Source organism: Mesomycoplasma neurolyticum (genome assembly GCF_900660485.1).
Classification (GTDB): Bacteria; Bacillota_I; Bacilli_A; order Mycoplasmatales; family Metamycoplasmataceae; genus Mesomycoplasma_A; species Mesomycoplasma_A neurolyticum.
The window spans coordinates 186,307-207,499 of sequence record NZ_LR214951.1 but is presented as its reverse complement, the minus strand read 5'-3'; the positions used below and the strand labels follow the sequence as shown (position 1 = coordinate 207,499).

Below are 21,193 nucleotides of genomic sequence, written 5' to 3'. Positions count from 1 at the left end.
TTGTAAATTTTGCTTTTATATAATACCATTTTTTAAAAAAAATAAAAAAATAAACCATACTTATTTAACTAAAAAAATAAAACTATAAATTTTGGTTTATAGTTTTATTTTTTAAAATCAAGTAAATTTTTAAAATTAAATTTTTCTGAAATTACCCTATAATTAATCGCTTGTGTTTCTAAATCACTTTCATAATTTTCATTATATCCAATTAATTTGTGATAAATTTCTTCATAAAATCATCCATTAGCTAAAACATAGTCAATTGTTCATAAATATCTTGTTAAAACTAATTGATTCAAACCTTGCTGAAGTAATCCTCTTTGTAATATTAATTTCTGCATTTCACTTAAATCAGGATTATTATCTAATTGATAATATTGGAGTGATGTATCATTGAAATAAAATTTAAGATCTTTTCCTACAGATTTGTTAAATGCATTTTTTATGAAATTTTGTCTTAAATCTAAAATTTTACTTTGAATTTTTTTATCTTCTGGTGTTAATTCAAAAGTTCTAACTAGAGCAGGTGGCGTAAACTTATAAAATGCTGATTCTAGCAATGATGTATTTGGTTCATCAATATTTTTAACAATTACAATACCATCCTCTTTTTCCTCGTCATATTCCGAGAGTTGACTTGTTATAAAGAAATTTATTTTATTATTATAAATTTTTGAAGAATAATAATTTTCTCCATTTTCAGTTTTTAAAATTTCTAAAACTGGCTTGTAATTTAATGACAATTTATGAATTTCTTTGAACATTTGGGTAAACTGATCATTAGTATTAGCTAATTTTACTCTTTTTTCAAAATCTAAAAAATTATTTTCATAATAATTAATTGTTTTTAAATAAATTTTTATAACTTTTAAAAGTGAATTTTGATTCTTTTTTTCTACATCACTCATTGTTTTTAAATTGTTTTCAATTGTTTCGAGATCTTTTATTGATTGTTTTAAAAGACTATCCATCATTTTTTCAATATTTAATAAATCATGAAAACTATTAGCTTTATTTATAACTCTTAACAACTCATTTTTATCTAATTCATTTTGCTCTGCTTGAAGTTTTAAATTTTCTTTATAGTCATCAAGTGTTTTATATTTATTTTTTAATAATAAATCTATTTTTGAATTTAAAATAGAACTAAATTGTTCACCATCATTTATTTTCATTAATTCTTGCAAGAAATCATCGGAATTTATTGCTTTATTTATTTCAGGATATTTTTCTAGAGTGATATTTTTAATATGTTTTGTTTTTAAATCATCAATAATTTTTTTTTGATTTTTTTCATTGTTGATTTCTTTTAAAATTAAATTATAACTTTTTATTTTTTCAGAAAAATCAACATTAAAAAAATTAATTGAATTTAAATTTTTATCAAAAATAATTCGTTGTTTTGATAAATTGTCAATAGATTTATCAAAATTTAAATCTATAATAAATTTTTCTAAATCATTTAGATTAACAATTTTATCAAAATCATTTTTTTTATCAATATTATTTAAAAAATAATCTTTTAACTCGTCATTATATTTACTTTTTTTATCCTCGAACAATTTTTGACTTTGAGTTTCTAGTTTTGGTGTATCTTTTTTATTATTTTGGCAACTTGCTAATAATATTGGTGTTGCAACAAACGCTGGTGTTAATAAAAATAAAATTTTGTTTTTAAAGAAAATATTTTTTATTTTTTTCATGTTTTTCACTCTTCCACTTCTTCTTTTGTTGCAAAAACAAAATGATTATCATTAATTTTTACTCATTCAGGTTGATTAGTTTCAGTATATTTATGAATTTTAGGATTATATACATAACCTACTAAACTACCTTTCTTACCATGAATTGAAGGCACAGCATCTAAAAGACTTTTGGTGTAAGGATGAAATGAATTTTTCATTATTTCATTAGTTGAACCAATTTCCACAATTCTACCTTTATTCATAACTGCGATTCTATTAGAAATATATTCAACCATTCTTAAATCATGAGCAATAAACAAAATAGTTAAGTCATATTTTTCTTTTAATTCATTAAATAAATTAACTACCTGGGCTTGAATAGAAACGTCAAGTGCTGAAATAGGCTCATCTGCAATTAATAATTCAGGTCTTAAAACTACAGAACGAGAAATACCAATTCTTTGTTGTTGTCCTCCAGAGAATTCAAGTGGATAACGTCTTAATATACTTTCATCCAAACCTGTTTGTTTAAGAATTTCAATAACCAATTTTTTTCTAGCATCTTTTTCACTAATTTTTGTAATTTCATTTCTAATTTTTGTTTTTTCTTCAAAAACTTGTGAAATAGCTTCAGATAACATTTGCTGATTTTGTATATCATTTTTAAGTTTAATATATAAACTTTCAAAAGCAATTTCTTGATTAGAATTTTTTATATCATCATCTAATTGCTTTTCATAATCATTAGCAAAATAATTGGTATTTTCATTTTCTTTTTTTAATAATTCATAAATTTCTTTTTTTGTATTTTGATCAAAATTGTATAAATAAATTTCTTTAGCATTTTTAGTATTGACTAAACCTTCTGAAACAATTTTTTCAATATTTGCATGAGGATTTAATGAATTGGCTGGATCTTGAAAAATCATTTGCACTTTATTTGTTAAAAAATTGTTAATTTCTTTGTATTCTTTTAATGCTTTTCCAAATTTAAAACCACGATATAGCTTTTTTGGCAATAATTTATTAACAAGATGAATTTCACCAAAACTATATGGAACAAGTCCAACTAATGCTTTTCCAATAGTTGATTTTCCACTTCCTGATTCACCTACTAAACCTAAAACCTCACCTTTATAAATATTAAGATTAATGTCACTAACAGCTCTAAATGCTTTGAAACCATGTCCATAAGTAATATCAAGATTTCTTAAGGTTGCTAAAAGCTCTTTGTCTTTTGGAACCTTCAACATTTCATCGATATTTTTAGTATTTTTTCTAACAATGTTTTTTGAAAAAAATAAAAAGCTTTTTTGTTTGTAAACCTTAGAATAATTTTCATTATTATTAATATCTGAATTTTTTGATTTCAAATTATTATTTTTTATTTTTATCATTTTTTGCTTTATATTCCTTTCATAATTTTTTGATTATTTTAGGAGGTTCATATTTAGGAGCTTGTGGATCTAATAAAGCAGATTTTACCCTGTGGGTTTCTGAAAGTTTATAAAAATCAGGTTCAATTTCAAAATCACGTCCAAGTGCATAATCGTTTCTAACGGCAAAAGCATCACCTTTAATATTGTTTAAATTGGATGGAACATTACCTCTAATTGCACTTAATTTTTCTCCTATATTTAAATCAGGCATACTTAAAATCAAACCTCAAGTGTAAGGATGTTGTGGGTGGAATAAAATTTCTTCTCTTGTTCCCTCTTCTATCACTTGTCCTGCATACATTATCGAAATATAGTCACTAATTGAAGCAACAACACCTAAATCATGTGTAATAAATACAATTGAAAGTTTTAGTTTTTCTTGGAGACTTTTAATTACATCTAAAACCAATGCTTGTACAGTTGGATCCAGCGCAGTTGTTGGTTCATCCATAACTAAAATTTTAGGTTCCAGCGCAACTATAGCAGCTATAACAACTCTTTGAATCATTCCACCTGATAGTTCATGTGGATAAAGTTTCATTACAGCTTCAGGATCATTAATTTTTGTTAGTTTTAAAAATTCAATTGCTCTTTTGTAAGCTTGTTTTTTGTTAGGAACAATTTTATTTATCAACATACCTTCAATAATTTGTTTACCAATTTTCATTGTTGGATTTAATGTTGACATTGGATTTTGAAAAACAGCGGAAACCACTTTTCCTCTATATTGTGATTTTTCCCATTTTTTTTGACTAAACTTTTCAACATTATTGTTAAAAAGTTTAATCTCTCCTGAATCAATAATAGCATTATCACCTGTAAGACCATATAATAGTGAAGTAATAACTGATTTACCACTTCCTGATTCACCTATAATAGCATGAACTTTACCTTCATAAATTTCTAAGGATGCACCTCTTAAAACTTTATTTTTTTCATCAGGTTTAGCTGAATTTTTAAATGAAAGAAACACATTATCAATTTGAGCTGTGATTTTATATTTAGTTCCATCTTCAAATTCTCTATATAAAACATTTTCCTCAAACTTTTTTCAATTAAAATTATTTTTAGCTCCTTTTTTAGTTAAAAAAGCACTTGTTTGATTATGTACATGGGCACAATTAAATTTTTTATAATAAATTTTTCTTTTAATTCTACTTCTTATAATTTTAAAGTTTTGTCTTGTTTTAGAATATTTCATAATTTAATTACCTTTGTCTTCTAAGTGTATCTTGAACACTTGCTCCTATTAATTGTACTGAAGTAGTGATTAAAATTAAAAATGTAGATGGTACAAAAACATATCTTAAATAGTTAGGAAAAACTTTTTGGCCATCAGAAATTAAATTACCTAAAGTTGGTATATCTTCAATAGCAAGACCTATAAATGAAAGTGATGTTTCTGAAAGTATTACACCTGGAATTGTGAAAATTAACTGTGTGATTAAAATCGGAACAATTACAGGTATATAATTTATTAAAATTCTAATCGATGAAGTTCCTAAAACTTTAGAAGCTGAAACTCATTCAAAATTTTTAGCCCTTTTCACTTGCGCTCTTAATTGATTAGCCATTCCTGTTCATGAAGTAATTGAAAGTGCTAATGCAATAACTCAAAAAGTAGGTTTAAAAATAATAGTAACCAAAATTAAAATTAAAATACTTGGCACAATAGAAATAATTTTAATTATAAAAGTCATTATTTTATCAAATAAATTAAATTGTCCCATTAATATACCTATTGTAAGCCCTATTACGACTTCAATAAAAGTAACAACAAATGCAAGTGACAATGAATAACGTAAACCATGTCATAAACGAGCTCAAAAATCTCTTCCTAGTGAATCAGTTCCGAAAAAGTGATAATTTTCATTTATATCATATTGATTAAAAGTTAAATACCTATCATTAACATTGTCTACTAAAGGATCTTTAGTAAAAAATGGAATAATTAAACCTAGTAAAATAATAATTAATAAAAGTGTAAAACCAAAAACACCAAAAAAACTTCTTGAATAACGAGAAATAAATTCTTTATATGGTTTAATTTCAGGTTTTAATTGATTGCTTAAATTCGAATCAAAAATTTGACCAACAATTTTTCACGCTTGATATTGAAAAGGTTGCAAAATTTTATTAGGTGCATTTTTAAATGAATTCTTATTATTAAAGTCATTTTGTTCATTTAAATCATTTTTATGTTTATTAAAAAACTTCATTATTTAGATTTTCTCCTAATTCTTGGATCGATTAATTCATATAAAATATCTCTTGTTGCATATGAAAGAACAGTTAACATTGAAAAAATAATAATTAAAAACAAAATAACATTATAATCTTTTGTTTGAATAGCTTCTAAAAAAGTTGCACCTGATCCACTAATAAAAAATATTTGTTCAATAAAAATACTTCCAATAAATGAACCAAATATAACAGCAGGGAAAAATGTTGCAATTGGAAAAAGCGAAGGTTTAAGTGCATGTTTTCATACAAATTTATTTCTTGAAACACCTTTTAAATAAGCAAATTTAGCATGCACCGAATTAATTTCTCGATTTAATTCTGTACGAATATATTTGATATAAACAATAATACTTCCTAATGATAAAGCCAGACCTGGTAATATATAAGTTAATAAATTTTTCTCTTCAAAAATATATGGTAAATTAACAACTCTACCTATAAACACAAGAATCAAAGCAAAAATAATAGAAGGAATTGAAGAAAAAATACTTACTAAAAATGTTGAAATATTATCTAAAAAACCACCAGGATTTTTACCAACTCAAACACCAATAGAAATCCCAACACTAACAGTTATTAAAACAGAAAAAATACCTATTAAAAATGATTTATAAAATCTAACTCAAATAAAATCATTAATTTCTTGTCCAGGAAATAATGAAAGTGATATTCCAAATTGTCCTTTAAAAACCCCGCCTAAATAATTAAAATATCTTTGTCATAAAGGCAAATTAAGACCATATTTAGTTTCAATTGCATTTTTTTGACTTTCATCTAATCCAGCAGTTATAGTATTAGAACCAGGAACAATGTTTATCAAGAAAAATGTAATCGTAATAACAATCACAGCAATTATAAAAAACTCTAAAATAATTTTAAAGATTTTTCATCAAAAATTTAACAAAGGTGAATTTAAAGATAAAAGTTTTTCTTTTAATGTTCTTTCTTCTACTCTTTTTGCTGAAAAATAAACTTTATTTTCATCATAATAATAATTTACATTATTAATTTTTTTCTTTTTTAATTTCATAACTAATTTTTCCTTTTTCTTGGTAAACCTGGTCTAGGTGGTTTTGTATAATCATATGCATATTGAAGTGCATAAGTATATAAGCTACTTACACCAGTTATTCTTGATATTTCTCAGTTAGTATCCACTTCCATTAATGGAAGTACAATAGCGCTATCTTTAATAACTTTTTCATATGAACCTATAAATGGGTATAATCAAATGGTTTCTCAACCATCTTCTATCTCTTTGTCTGTAAAGTTAGAGGTAAAAAATGATTTAATACGAGAGTTATAAGAAATTGAATCTTCATTTTGCCTTTTAAATGCTAATTCAACAAATTTATCTCAATAATTTAATGTATTTTTTAAATTTGGATCATCATCATAACTTTCAATAAATTGTTCAAACATCAATCTTGTTGCAGTATCTCTTGTTCTGTTAGCTATTTCTTTAACTCCATATTTTTCTAAAATATAAATTCTAAATAATTTGTTTACTTTACTTTGAATTTTATTTTTTTCAGCCCGATTTAAAATATTATATTCCACTAGATAAGTTAGAAAATCTTTAGTATATAATTTTTCTAATTGTTCACTTGTAAGATCATCTTTTGATTCTAAGTATTTTAAAATCTCACTTATTTTAGACATTAAATTATTTGTGATATCTTTAGAAAGTGATGAATATTTAGAATCTGAATTTTGTTTTTGAGCTTCAACCACTTTATTTTTAAAATTATTTTTTTCAATAAAATATTCAATTGCCTTAATGTGTGGCTCTAAAATTTTTTGTTTTGTAATACTTTTATTGTTAATTTTAAGTTTTTCAAAAAATAAATCAGCTACATATGTTTCATAAGTGAAACTCCCAACTGGATTAATTTTAAATCCTATATTTTTTTGGGACATTTTATTAATTTCATCGCTTTCAAAAAACACAGCAATATAATCTTCAGGTGAAGCACCACCAAGATAATCGTAATTTTTATAGATAATTTCAAATTTACCTTCATCAACAAAAGATGCGTAAGTGTTCTCTGGCAATGATTTAAGCTCAAATGTGATGAAATCATTCATACCAATTTCTTTGAGCCCTTTTCTTACTTGTTCTTGTAAAAATAAACCAGCTTTTTTTTGCTCTTCAGTTGAATTATTAAGATATTCAATTTTAACTTCTTTAACATCAGGGTGATTTTTTTGGAATTCTTTTAAATAATATCCGGCAGTTTTTGGATCATACATATTATCTGATAAATAAGTATATTCTAAATTAAAACTTTTACCTGTATGCTTTAAAAAATTAATATCCAATAATTCTCTTTCAACATTATTTTTTTCCTTGAATTTTAATCCTTCATAGAAAGTTTCTAAATTTTTTCCATCATCAGAAGTGTTTTGACCATATGCTGTTCATAATGTGGTTGGAAGTGAGAAATCTCAACCAACATATTTAATCGCTTCTGTTCTATTTAATAATAATTGAATTGCTTTTCTTAAATTGGGATCTTTTAAATAAATATTTTTATTTGTTTCATCATCTAAATTAAATGAAAAAGCAATTGTTCCATAACCACCATTTTTCTTTAAAAATTCTCTGGTTTTAGGGTCTGAATAATATTTTAAAATTTTATTTGCTGATGTGTATGTATGAGAAATTACCCCATCTTCAAAAAGAATATTAGAAACATTTACATCAGTTGAAAATAAAATTTTTATTTTATTTGGTATAGTACTTGAAGCATCAAAATAATCTAAATTTTTAGTTAATTTTAAATAACCATTAGGTCCTAAAATTAAATCTTTTTCTAATTTAAATGGGCCAGTAGTTAAAAATGTTTCATAACTAATTCCAAATTTTTCAATATTCCCCACTTCAGCTTCGATAAATTTTCTATTAACAGGGAAAAATGAATTAGTTTGATGAATAACAGAAAAAGGACGAAGTGTTTTGTTTTCATCATAAATTAATGTAAAGCTATTTTCTGAATTTGCAAATATTTTTTGTTTAGCAATGATTTTATGCTCTTTTTTATCATGTACAAATTCTTGATATGGATTTAAATAAGGATTTTTAATAATTTTCACTATTTTAAAATCTTCTGGTTTTTCACCTTTTTTATTTGGTAATAAAATTTTAAAAACTTGTGTATTGTTATTTTGGAGATCGAAATTAGGATTGTATTTTAAATTATTTTCAATTTCTTCATTTGTATAATCTAAAAATAATTGACCTGTATAAAAACCAAATCTTAAAGCAGCATCTTTAATTTTTTTTACATATTCTTCATCACCTTTTATTTGTGATTGTCAAACTAATTCATCTGGATCTTGTATATAGTCTCCAAATTCATTTTTAATGTATTTTCTTCTTCCTCAAGGATTTTTATAAAGTGTACTAAACTTGGATACATAATCATTTTGTGCTTGAATAAATTCATCTGCGCTTCTAATTCCTAATTTTCTTATTTTTTCTTTTTTTTGTGAACCAACATTTAAATCTAATATATATTCAAAATAATCGCGTAAATCCTTAGCTTCAATTACATCGCCATTACTTCAAAAATTGTTTTTTTCACCTAAAAAAGCTGTATAAGCCATAACATTAGTAGGATTTTTTGGATTGGGAAAGAAATAAAAAGATGATGTTTCTTGACTATCTTGACTAGCTCTACCAAGACCTCCTAATAATTCTCAATCATGCGCAGAATAAAAACTACTAGAAATAGTTTTTGTTCAATCTTTTGATATTTCATCTTTAGATTTTTTATAAAAAATATCAAAATTAGAACTTTTCTCACCTTTTTCATCAACAGATGCACTTGTGTTCGCTATACGAATTATATATTTAGGAGGATGCAAAATAGATTTTAAATCTTCAATAGGTCCAGTTTTTGTAAATGGTTCTACTAAAGAAGGTAAAACCTTAGAAGTAGATTCGTATTTTATATAATTCAAACTATTAATAGGAGGAGCAACTAAACCAAAATCATAATTATAATTTTCAGTATTTTTTGTTTTTTCCTTATTTTCACAAGCAATTGACAAAAATGCACTTAAAGAAATTGAGTTGAAAGCTAAAAATAGTAAAAAATTTCTAAATTTAAATTTCTTTTTTCACATTTTTTTCTCCTTTCTTAATTAGAAACTCTAAATTGATGATTAATTTGAATAGTAGTAGCATTGTTATTATTTTTATCTTTAAAAATTTGAATTGGAGCTTGGTCTGATGTTTTACCATTTTCAGTTACAGCTTCTAAGTCTCCTAAAATAGCTTTAGTTACAAGATTATAATTTTCATCTACAAATTCAATAGTATACTTATGTTTTGGTTTTAAATGCCCATCACGATATTTTCCCATAATTACATAATCACTTATTCATGTAGTATACCCTAAATCTTCTAGAGTTACTTTAGATTTTAAATCACTTTGTTTTTTTAGATAAAATAAATTATTTGTTTTTTCTGTGTTAAATTTTATATAAATTGGTTTTTTAGTAAATTCATCATAAAATTTAATATATTTAATTTTTTTTGCATCTTCATTTTTCATAAATCCATATAGTGCAACAGCATCATTTGATTTTTTTCTAAAAATTCCAGAAATATTTCTATTACCTGCACCAAAATTTAATATTTGTGAAACAAAGAATGCTTTTGGCCTTGATGTTATTTTATTACCATCTCAATCTTTTAATCTAATAGTATCATCATGAATTTCATTTAAATCTTTGTCATAAAAATGCATATCCACTTTTTCTTTAATCAACATATCTTTAACAAATCCATTTGATTTTGTAATAAATTTTCCAAAATATTTATTTCTATTTTGTGAACCATTATGAATTTGTGCTCATTTTTCATCTAAAAAGACTGGATATAATTCATCAACATTATTTTTAATAATTAAATTATTCTTTTTATATATTTTTTTTATGTTATTTATTATTTCTTCTAATTCTGAATTAATTTTTTCTTTTTCACTAGCACTTAAATCTACTCTTTTTAAATTTTTCTTCAATGAATCTGTAATTTCCAAATTCTTATCAATTAAATAAGAATTTTGAAGAATTTCAGGTGATATTTTTTTGATATATTCATCAGCTTTTTGAGCTTTCATTCCATTGACAATATAATTATCAAATTTTTCTAAATCAATAAATTTATCATTTATACTTTTTAATGAAACAGCATCAACTACATAATCAAGACTTGTTCCTTCTTCATTTATTCCAGTAATAAATGTAGATAATTTATCAAATTCATTTGCACTTGCTTTATAAGTTATTTGTACAAAATCTCTTGTTAATGTTTCAGCAATATTATAAACATAATCACTAAATTTATCTTTTACTTGATTTTCAATTTTAGTTTCTGCATATTGAACAAAATCCTGTGATGGTGTACCTTTATAAAATTGATAAATAGCAACATCATTACGAAAAGTAGAAACAAAAATATTACCAATAAATTTGTATAGATCCTGTGTATCTATCAATTCTAAAATTTCATCTTGATCTCGATTATTTGAAATCATTGAAATAATAAACTCTTTAAGTTTTTCTTGAATATTTTTGATAGAATAATAATTATCTAAATTATGTTTTTGAATATTACTTTCATCAAAAATAAGCATATTTTTAAATAAGGAATCAAAAATATCTATTCCATATTCTTTGGTAAAAATTACTTGATTTTCAACTAAACTTTTTGTAGGATTGAAATCTTTTACTGATAAAAATAAATTTGAAAATCTAAAACGATTCATCAATTCATTAGCAATCATTTGTTCATTATTATTAGATACAATATTTTTTAACTCTTGACTTTCATATTCGCTATTTAGAACACCTTTTTTAAATTCTTCTAAATCAAATTTAGTTTTTACATAATTAATATCTCAATTAATAATATATTCTTCTTTATTATTTTTAAATTCAATATTTTCAATTTTAGCTTTTGAATAATCAATTGAAGAAAAATTTAAAAGTTCATTTAAACTATCAAAAGCTAATGAAATATATGCTTCACCATCAACTTTTAAATGATATTTTTTAACAAAAGAATTGTAAAAATTATTTTGAATATTAAAAATATTTTCATAATTATATAAAATTATTTTTTCAAAAGAAGTAGCATATTTATTTTTTAATTCATCTTTAGACAATGTTTTTTTATTAAGTAAAAATTCCCCAAAATCAATTATTTGATTATTTTGATTAACAAATTTAAAAATTCCATTTTCTGATTCTAAAGATTTAATTATTTCAGTATGAATATTTTTTTGAAATTTTGCTAAATTTTCATTTTTCAAAATTTGTTGAAGTATTTTAGGTCAAGGTGTAGGATCAGAAGAACTATCATGTAAATTTTTAAGAAATTTAGAACTATCATTTAATGGGAAAGTAAATTTCTCTTTTATTTCATAATTATTGTTTTTGTTTTTTTCTACAAAGGCAAAAACTTTTCCAGAATCATTAACACTTAGGAAATATTGTCATCATGCACCCACAATTCCTTCTGTTGCTTTTTCAGAACTTGAAGAAAAAACATAAGCATTATTGAATAATGAATTTTGCTTTGAAATTTTATCATTTTTATTTTGGTCATCATTAAAAGCATATGATTCTTTATTTAAATTAAATGCACTATAGTAATTTGAAGAAGTTCGGCTTTCAAGTATAGCATTATTAAATCCATAAGCATCCTTAGGGACAACATTATTGTTTCTTGTTCTAGTTTTAATTTCATAGTCAAACAAATCATATTTTCAATTTTCTTCTCTTGGGATAAGTCAGTTATTAGGGGGAGGTAGTAAATATTTTGAAGTGAACTCTATTTTCCCACCGATTTTTGTATCAAGTCTATCTCATCCGCTTTCATTTCATTCTAAAACAACAATACTTTTAATAATGTTACTAATTTTTTTTGTTTCACTTTTAATGTATTCTTTAGTCGCATCATCTAAGTCTTCGTTTAATGGCACATTAATAAGCGGATTCCCATCACGATCAAAAAGATTTATTTTTACAGCTTTGTTGTCAACAATTTGAACAATTTCAAGATCAAAATTATTAACATTATTACCTTTAAATTTAACTGCATTTAATATAGGGTTACCTACACCGTCTTTTAATTCAGAAATAATTTTTTTGGCATCAACAACTTCTCATTGTTTTTTGTTTTCATTATTTTCTTTTGATGTATAAATAATTTTATTCTCTCCACCTATTGTTGGATTGAGTGTTCCTGAATTTTCATCTAAAGAATTGGCTAAAAATAAATCTGAAATTTTAACACCCCTAATTTTAGCAGCTTCTTCAATACCTTTTCATGTTTGTAAAAAACGTCTAGATTTATTTTTCGAAATGTCAATTGCTGTTGCATTTTTTTTGCTAGACCCTCATACTTCATCTTTAGTTTCAGTTTTTCATTCACCATTTTTAGTTAAAAATTTAAATTTTATATATGAACTATCGCTAGTTTCATGACCTAAAGCATGAGATGTTGTAAAATCAAGTGTACTTCTTGCTTTTAAATAGTTGTTTAATGCATATTTTGAATAAAATGAATCATCAGACAACCCAGTTCTCGGATCTATAGCACCAAGTATTATTGAATTTTTAACTGAATTTAAATTTTTAATTTGATCAAGTGTAAAATGATGTCCATACTCATGAGCTGAAACATATTTTAAAAAATCATAAGAAAATCCATCAAATTTTTCATCTAATGCACCTAAAATTAAAGCTAAACCAATTCTATCATCAGGTTTAAAGGAGTGATGTTCCCCATCTTGAATTGTATATTCATAAAATCCTTTATCATTAATTTTTTTCACAATATGAGGCCCATTACTTTTTCTCAATATATGTGGGTATTTTTTTGTTATTTTTTCTAATAAATTACTATATCTTTCAACATAAATATTATAATATCTACTATTTAATCCTTTTTGTTCTTCTCCGTATTTGTTGAAAATATTTTTTTCTTCTGGACCATATGAAAGAGTAATTGGATTTAATGAACCATTATAACCTATCGATAATTTAAATTGCTCAAATAATTCTTGATCATCATCAGACATATTTTTTGAATCAAATTTTAATATTTGCTCATTTTTTTCATTTTCATTGTCAATTAATTTAATTGTTAAAATGGAATCTTGAACAAAAATATCATTGATTTTTAAAAATTTAAAATGTTTTTTTTGTTCTTCAGTGATTTTGCTATAGTCTTTAAGTTCTTTCAAAGTGTTTATAGCTTTTAATTTCGACTTGAAAAATCATTGTTTTGAACTAGAAGGACTAACGTATGAAAATAATGTTTTGCCTTTATGTTCTTTAACATCATAAAAATCTAAAAAATGTTCTATTTGTTTATCATGATATTTTTTTAACACTTCATAATTAACAAGTGATGTGCTAGATAAATAATTTTCATCTAATGAAATTCTAATTTTATTATTATTTATTTTAATATTTTTAATTTCATCTATTTCTTCTAATGTTAATGCTAAAAATGAAGCATTAATTTTTTTAGTATTATCTTTTTCATCATATTCTAATTCTTCACTTTTTGCTTCTGTTGAAGATATAATATATTTTTTAATATCATTAAAATCATATTGTTTTTCATTTTGATTTTTATTTTTTAAATATTTATTAAATTCATCAACAGTAGGTTTTTTATCAAAATCTAAAAATAAATAATCATTGTTATTTTTATTTTTAACTAAATATAATTCTTGATTTTTTAACTTTTTAGGAATTGCAATACCAAGAAATGAAAATTTATAATTTGATGAATTAGCAATTGTAGAAATTAAAGGAATGGATGAGATAAGATCATCTATTTTTTCTTTGGTTTGTGCTTCAGAAAATACATCTGTTGTTAATCTTTCATTTCAGTTATTATCCCCACTTAGTTGACTATAAATAGGTAATGAACCAAAAAATGCATCAGGATAAAATTCAATTTTATTTTCTTCTTTTCTTAATGTTGTATGACTCCCTAAAGTTATAGCATTTCCATTAACTTTAACACCTTTAACTATTGAAAAACTGTCAAGTGTAACCAAATCAGGTCCTCATGCAACTTCTTTCATAAATCATTTAGTAAATTTAATAAATTCTTTTGGTCTAACAGCTAAAACATACTCATTAAAAAAACTAAATGAACTGTATTTTACTTCTAAAACAAATTCATCATTATAAATTTCAAAATATTTTTTAAAAAAATCATCAAAATTATATTTAGTTTCTTTGTCTTTTGCAAATCAAAATTGAGTGGCATCTTCGTTAACAAAAGCAACTTTTTCTTTTTTTAATGGATCTAATATATATACTTCAGCTTGAATTTCATTATTTTTAAAAATAGAAGCGAAATTATTACTTAAATCATTATTAGGATATTTAATTCCATTTACTTCATCAGAATTATTCGCATAACCAATGAGCGAACCAATAGTAATAGTAGAGAAAGTTGTTATTATACCTATTGATAATAAAAGTTTACTCCGAAATTTTAAATCACTAATTTTTTTCATTTTAACTCCTAAAATAATATATTGTTAAAAATTATTTATTTTAAAAAAAAACTTATTTTTTTCAAAATAAGCCCTTTTTTAAAATATTTTTTTCTTTTTGTTTAAATTTTTGGAACTTATTTAGAAAAATGACAATGGAAAAAATTATTTCACTTGGTCATAAATGAAACAATTTTTTTAATTTTTGCAATATTAGCAATATTAGCAATAGAAGTGTTAAAAACCATTGTAATTCCTTTCTAAATTTAAAAAATGTTAGTTTATTCAATTTAAATACTAACTTTATCAATTATACACTAAAAAAAATAATATAAAAATTTTTTTTATAAATTTATCAAAATTTCCTGTAGAAATTTAATTTCAATTTTTAATTGATTATTAAATTTTTTATAAATAATTTTTTGAAAATAATCAAGAATATGTTGTTCTACTAAATGACTTACAAGTAAAAAATTAACTTTTCTTTCATTTAAAGTTATTTGTTCACTTCATTTTAAATCTGATGTTATATATAAATCTGTTTTTTTAGTTCTAATTGATTTTAGTATATTATCAATACCAGCGGAACCTGGTAAAAATGTGATATTTTTAATTGTTTTGTTATCATATAAATTAGTTTGCAAACTATTTAAAAAAAAAATATTTTTATAATCATTTACAATGTTATTAAATTTTATTGGTTTTTTTAGTTCTAATATAGCATTAAAATTATCAATGGCTATTAAATTTCCTTCATAACCTAACTTTTCAATCATTTGTTTAACACTTGTATTTATTAAATGATCAAAATTTGTATGCACTGAAAAAGCACTGATTTGATGTTTCTTTAATTTTTTATAAATTTTTTGTTTGTAACTATATTTTTTAAATGTATCTTTCAAAGATATTTTTTCAAAAAAAAATGTATGATATGTAAGAATGAAATCAAAACTATTTTTAATTGCATAATCAACAATTTCATTTGTTAAATCGATTGCAATTAAAACATTTTTAATTTTTTTATCAACAAAATAAGAAAAACCAACATTATCCCAAGCTTCAATTGATGAAGGCGGAAATTTTCGATTTAAAAATTCAGCCAAATCATTAGTGCTAATCATTTTTGACATAATCTTTTAATTTTTGTTTGCCTTGTGAATGTTTAAGTTTTTTTAAAATTTTTGATTCAATCTGTCTTATTCTTTCTTTTGTTACTTGTCTTTCAGCAGCAAGTTCATCTAGTGAATGAACTTTGTATTTTTGTCCATTTTCATCTTCACCAATACCATATCTTTTCATAATTATTTCTTTTTCGGAAGGGGTTAAATTAGTATTAAGTATTGTTTTAATTCATGAAGATAATTGTTCTTTAGCTGCATAATCAACTGGTGAAATTACATTTTCATCTTTAATAAAATCTGAAAAATATGAATCATCTTCTTTTCCTATGGATTTATCCAAGGAAATTGGATCAATATTAATTTTTCTTATATATTGAACTTTTTGTGGTGTAAAATCATCACCCATTTTTTCTGCTAAAACTTCATCTGATGGTGTATAACCCAATTCCTGTTGTAATTCTCTTTCGATTTTTGTTAATTTATTAATAGTTTCTACCATGTGAACTGGAACTCTAATTATTCTTGCTTGATCAGCTACTGCTCTTGTTATAGCTTGTCTTATTCATCATGTTGCATATGTAGAAAATTTAAAACCTTTTTCATACTCAAATTTATCAACAGCTTTTAAAATACCGCCATTGCCCTCTGAAATTAAATCAATAAAAGATAAACCTTTATTTTTGTATTTTTTAGCATTATTTACTACAAGTCTTAAATTTCTTTTAACTAATAAATGCCTTGCTTTTCTTGCGTTTCTAGCTGAAGAATTATGGATTTTTTTAGCAATTTCAATTTCTTCTTCATGTGATAATAATTTACCATATTTCCCTATTCAACGCATATATCATTTTATGATATCATCTGTTTCAGTCAATTTGTTTCTTAAATTATTATCATGAAGATTTAATGAATTTTCATCACTTGCAAATCCTTCTAAATTCAAACTTAAATCATCATCTAAACCATAATCTTTTAATTCAAATGTTTCATCAAAGTCATCATCAAAGTCATCATCATTTTTTTTAGAATTTTTTTTTGTTTTTTTCTTTTCAGATTTTAATTCTTTTAAAAATTCTTCTTCTTTTACATCATCTAAATCACCTTCATCAGCTTCAGGTTTAATAATGTTTTCTTTTAGTAAAATAGAAAAAAATTCATCAGCTGCCATTTCATCAATATCTATTTTTTTAGAATTTAAATGTTTAAAAACTTCTTCCTGAGTAAGGAATTTTTTTCTTTTATTAATTTTCTTTTTCAAAAATTCAATAATAACATCATATTTATTATTATTTTTTTTCTTTGTTCTAGACATAAACACCTCACTAAAAAAATAAAATTACAAACTAAATATTAAATTTTATAACAAAATTTTATTTTTTTCTATTATTTAATAAAAAATTTATTCATAAATTATAAATGGAATTTATTTTTTGTTTAATTTCTAAGACCTCTTTTTCGCTTTTTGCATTTGCTTTTTCATTTTCTAATTCTTTTATTTTATTAAAAATATTAACCTTAAAATTATTAAAATAAAATTCATTATTACGTTTTTTTATACTTTTTCAATCATTTATTTTTTTTGGATTATTATCAGAAAAAAAATGATTTTTTTCTAGTAATTCTTTTCTTTTATTGATATCAGGAATTTTCAAAAATTCATTAATCATTTTTTTTATTTTTTGATCTAAAAAAACTAATTCTTGATCTCTTAAATACTTTTGCCCAATTTCAGGTATTAACAAAATAGAAGTTACCATTTCTTTTAAATGGTTAGCGAAAATTTCATTTTTTTGTTTTAAAAATTTTTTTTTCACAACTTTGTCACTAGTTTTTTGAGAATTATCAATATTAATAGAATTGAAAAAATTTGATGGAATTTTGTGTTCGGAAACACATTTATTAATAAAAAAAGATTTTTCTTGATCTGATGCATAAATTAAATATGACAAAAATTCTTTTACAAAACTAGTTGTAGATAAAAAATTGTCAGGAATTAAATCAAAGGAGAGTTCTTTATAGACAAAATCAAATGCTGTTATTCTTTGATTTATCATTTGCACTAACACTTCTTTTCCGTTTAAATTTAAAATTTCGTCAGGGTCCAAACTAGTTGTATTATTAATTATTTCTACTTTTATTTTATTTTTTAATAAAATTAAAATTGATTTTTTTGTTGCTAGTTTTCCTGCTTTATCACCATCAAGTCATAATACAACTTTTTTATTTTTTAATAATGGAATATGGTATTGACTAAGAGATGTCCCCATTAGTGCCACTACATTTTTAATGCCACTTTTATATAAAGCAATAACATCCATAAAACCTTCACAAATAATAATTTCATTTTTTTCATTTAAATTATTATTTGCTTCATAATAATTAAATAAGATTTTTGATTTTGAAAACAAATTATTCTGTGGAGTGTTTAAATATTTTGGAACATTATCATTTTTTTGAATAATTCTTCCTGAAAAACCAACAATATCATTAAATTCATTTTTAATTGGAAAAATAATCCTATTGATAAAAAAAGAATTTTCACTTTCAGTTAATATAGATGAATTTATTAATATATCTTTAGGTATTTTTTTAACATTAATTAAAAAATTTTTAAATTTTTCATTATCGGAAGCATAACCAATATCAAATTTTTGAATAATTTCTTCTGTCATTTTTCTTTCATAAAAAAAATTCTTTAACAAGACATTATTATTTATTTCTGTTTTTAAATTTACTTTAAATAAAATAGTTGCTAATGAATTTGTATTTATTATTTCTTTTTCTAATTCACTATATTTTGTGTTTTTCTCATTATTATCATAATATTTTAGATCAAGATTTAATGAAAATTTTTCATTTAACAAATTAATTGCAGAAACAAAATTTATTTTATTAAATTTCATAACAAAATCAATGATGCCACCTGATTCATTGCAACTAAAACATTTAAAAATCCGTTTTTGTGGTGATATAACAAGTGAAGGATTCCTATCTCCATGAAAAGGACAAATAGTAATATAATTATTACCTTTTTTGTGAATAGAGATGAAACTAGATATTACAGTAGCAATATCAAGAGTTTCATTTATTACCTTTGTTATATTTTGTGACATGAATTAAATCCTTAAATATTTTTGAATTTCAGAAATATCTATTCTTTCTTGTTTCATTGTATCACGATGTCTAATAGTAACTTTTAAATCTTCTATAGTATCATAATCAATAGTTATACAATAAAATGTCCCAATTGCATCTTGACGACGATAACGCTTACCAATAGAACCCACTTCATCATAATCCACTGAAAAATTAGCATTAACTAAACTATCAAAAATTTCAAGCGCTTTATCACTTAGTTTTTTTACAAGTGGTAAAACCGCGACAGTAAAAGGCACTATTTTTTTATCTAATTTTAAAACAATTCTTTTATCATCATTAGTTAACTCTTCCTCATTGTATGCATCAATTAAAAGTGCAAACATTAAACGATCAGCTCCCATTGATGGTTCTATTATATGAGGAATGATTTTTTTGTTTTGAACAGGATCAAAATATTCTAATGATTCATTTGAGTGCTTCATATGAGATGATAAGTCAAAATCTCCTCTATGAGCTATACCTAATAGTTCACCTCAACCAAATGGAAACAAATATTCTATATCGCTTGTAGCTACAGAGTAATGTGCTAATTCATCTTTAGAATGCTCTTTAATTCTTAAATTTTCTTTATTAATTCCAAGTTTTAATAAAAAATTATATGATTTATCAACATATTTTTTAAATGTTTCAAATGATGTTTCAGGAAAATCAAAAATCTCTAATTCCATTTGCTCAAATTCTCTAGTTCTAAAAATAAAATTACCAGGTGTCACTTCATTTCTAAACGATTTACCAATTTGACCTATACCAAAAGGCAATTTAGCTCTCATAGTTCTCTGAACATTTTTAAAATTTATAAAAATCCCTTGAGCAGTTTCAGGTCTTAAGTAAATTTTATTTTTTTTATCTTCAACTACACCTTGATGAGTTTCAAACATTAAATTAAAGTGTTTAATCTCACTTCAATTTGTTGGTGAATTGTCATAATAAGGAACATTTACTTTTATAAATTGCTCCATTTCTAATTTAGACATTTTAGAAACATTAACATCTTTGAAAAGTTCTTCTATAATGTGATCCGCTCTATATCTTTTGTTGTTATTTTTGTTTTCAATTAATGGATCTGAAAAATTATCTACATGTCCTGATGCATGTCAAACGTTCGGATTCATTAAAATTTTTGAATCAAGCCCAAACATGTTTCTCTCTTTGTTTATAAATTCAAATCATCAAAATTCTTTAAGTCTTTTGAAAAGCAGGGTTCCAATAGGTCCATAATCTCATGTATTAGCTAATCCGCCATAAATTTCTGAGCCTTGAAAGACAAAACCAAAGTTTTTTAAATGATTGATAATTTCTTGTATTTTTTTCATGTTTTTAAATTATATTAAAAAAACAAAAATAAATAATAAAAATTTATTTTTTTATTAAAGTTTTTTATTAAAAAATATTATAAATTTTGACTGTATTAAAATTTAAAATAGTGTTTTCATAATATTTTTGGTTATTTTAATTATAACATGTTTTATGATAATTTATTTTTTTACTATTTTTTTATAAACTATTCTTGTTTTTTTAGGCTAATAAAAACCAAAAAATGAAAAAAAATTTGGAAAAAAAGTAGTGTTCAAAAGTTGTTAGTAGCTTTTTTTATCTTCTACCTTGTTAGCTGAAATATAACATTTTTTAAAATTTATATGGTTTTATTTTTTTAAAAAAACAACATTTGTGGTAATAATCAAAAGTTTACAATGGTGTTTTTTTGTATTAATTAATATTAAAAAATATGTTATAATTTTATAAATAATTTTGAAAATATAATTAAAAAATAAGTATTAAAATTTGGAATAGTACCCAAGAGGCTGAAGGGGATACGTTGGAAACGTATTAGGGGTAGCAATACCCGCGCAGGTTCAAATCCTGTCTATTCCGCCATTTGTTTAAACGCCTTTTTTACATAAAATAAAACATAAATATATACACAAAAAACAAAAAAGTGTATAATTTTTAAATATTAAGTAATAAAATATAAAAATTATCAAAATATAATTATTAAAGATTTTACA

General features: G+C 23.2%; 11 protein-coding genes and 1 tRNA gene. 1 reads left to right on the top strand and 11 read right to left on the bottom strand.

Translation table 4 applies throughout. The features are described from left to right. Nucleotides 1–104: 104 nt before the first annotated feature. From EXC65_RS00840 to EXC65_RS00790, 11 genes are all read right to left on the bottom strand, one after another. Complete coding sequence (locus tag EXC65_RS00840; RefSeq protein ID WP_129719617.1) at nt 105–1,706, bottom strand: hypothetical protein; 1,602 nt, start codon at nt 1,704–1,706, stop codon at nt 105–107. Next, entirely contained in the window at nt 1,694–3,085 is a 1,392-nt protein-coding gene (locus tag EXC65_RS00835; RefSeq protein ID WP_129719616.1) for an ABC transporter ATP-binding protein, read from the bottom strand. The genes EXC65_RS00840 and EXC65_RS00835 overlap by 13 nt, the downstream gene beginning before the upstream one ends. After that, a complete protein-coding gene (locus tag EXC65_RS00830; RefSeq protein WP_129719615.1) occupies nt 3,066–4,328 on the bottom strand; it encodes an ABC transporter ATP-binding protein in 1,263 nt (420 codons plus the stop codon). The genes EXC65_RS00835 and EXC65_RS00830 overlap by 20 nt, the downstream gene beginning before the upstream one ends. A 7-nt stretch (nt 4,329–4,335) precedes the next feature. Continuing rightward, complete coding sequence (locus tag EXC65_RS00825) at nt 4,336–5,346, bottom strand: ABC transporter permease (RefSeq protein WP_129719614.1); 1,011 nt, start codon at nt 5,344–5,346, stop codon at nt 4,336–4,338. Then, on the bottom strand, nt 5,346–6,401 hold the full coding sequence (locus EXC65_RS00820) for an ABC transporter permease (protein WP_129719613.1): 1,056 nt from the start codon (nt 6,399–6,401) through the stop codon (nt 5,346–5,348). The genes EXC65_RS00825 and EXC65_RS00820 overlap by 1 nt, the downstream gene beginning before the upstream one ends. Nucleotides 6,402–6,403: 2 nt before the next feature. Then, on the bottom strand, nt 6,404–9,502 hold the full coding sequence (locus EXC65_RS00815) for an ABC transporter substrate-binding protein (RefSeq protein ID WP_129719612.1): 3,099 nt from the start codon (nt 9,500–9,502) through the stop codon (nt 6,404–6,406). Between the two features lie 14 nt (nt 9,503–9,516). Next, a complete protein-coding gene (locus tag EXC65_RS00810) occupies nt 9,517–14,928 on the bottom strand; it encodes a PDxFFG protein (RefSeq protein WP_129719611.1) in 5,412 nt (1,803 codons plus the stop codon). A gap of 323 nt (nt 14,929–15,251) precedes the next feature. Continuing rightward, nucleotides 15,252–16,037: a Nif3-like dinuclear metal center hexameric protein gene (locus tag EXC65_RS00805; protein WP_129719610.1), complete on the bottom strand. Its 786-nt coding sequence runs from the start codon at nt 16,035–16,037 to the stop codon at nt 15,252–15,254. Next, a complete protein-coding gene (locus tag EXC65_RS00800; protein ID WP_129719609.1) occupies nt 16,021–17,340 on the bottom strand; it encodes an RNA polymerase sigma factor in 1,320 nt (439 codons plus the stop codon). The genes EXC65_RS00805 and EXC65_RS00800 overlap by 17 nt, the downstream gene beginning before the upstream one ends. Nucleotides 17,341–17,398: 58 nt before the next feature. Continuing rightward, nucleotides 17,399–19,141 (bottom strand): DNA primase, encoded by a 1,743-nt coding sequence (gene dnaG, locus EXC65_RS00795; protein ID WP_129719608.1) that lies wholly within the window; start codon nt 19,139–19,141, stop codon nt 17,399–17,401. Between the two features lie 3 nt (nt 19,142–19,144). Beyond that, the gene (locus EXC65_RS00790; RefSeq protein ID WP_129719607.1) at nt 19,145–20,500 is read right to left on the bottom strand and encodes a glycine--tRNA ligase; all 1,356 of its coding nucleotides are present in this window, start codon (nt 20,498–20,500) and stop codon (nt 19,145–19,147) included. Between the two features lie 471 nt (nt 20,501–20,971). Here EXC65_RS00790 and EXC65_RS00785 point away from each other — a divergent pair. After that, nucleotides 20,972–21,062, top strand: a tRNA-Ser gene (locus tag EXC65_RS00785). Nucleotides 21,063–21,193: the final 131 nt, after the last annotated feature.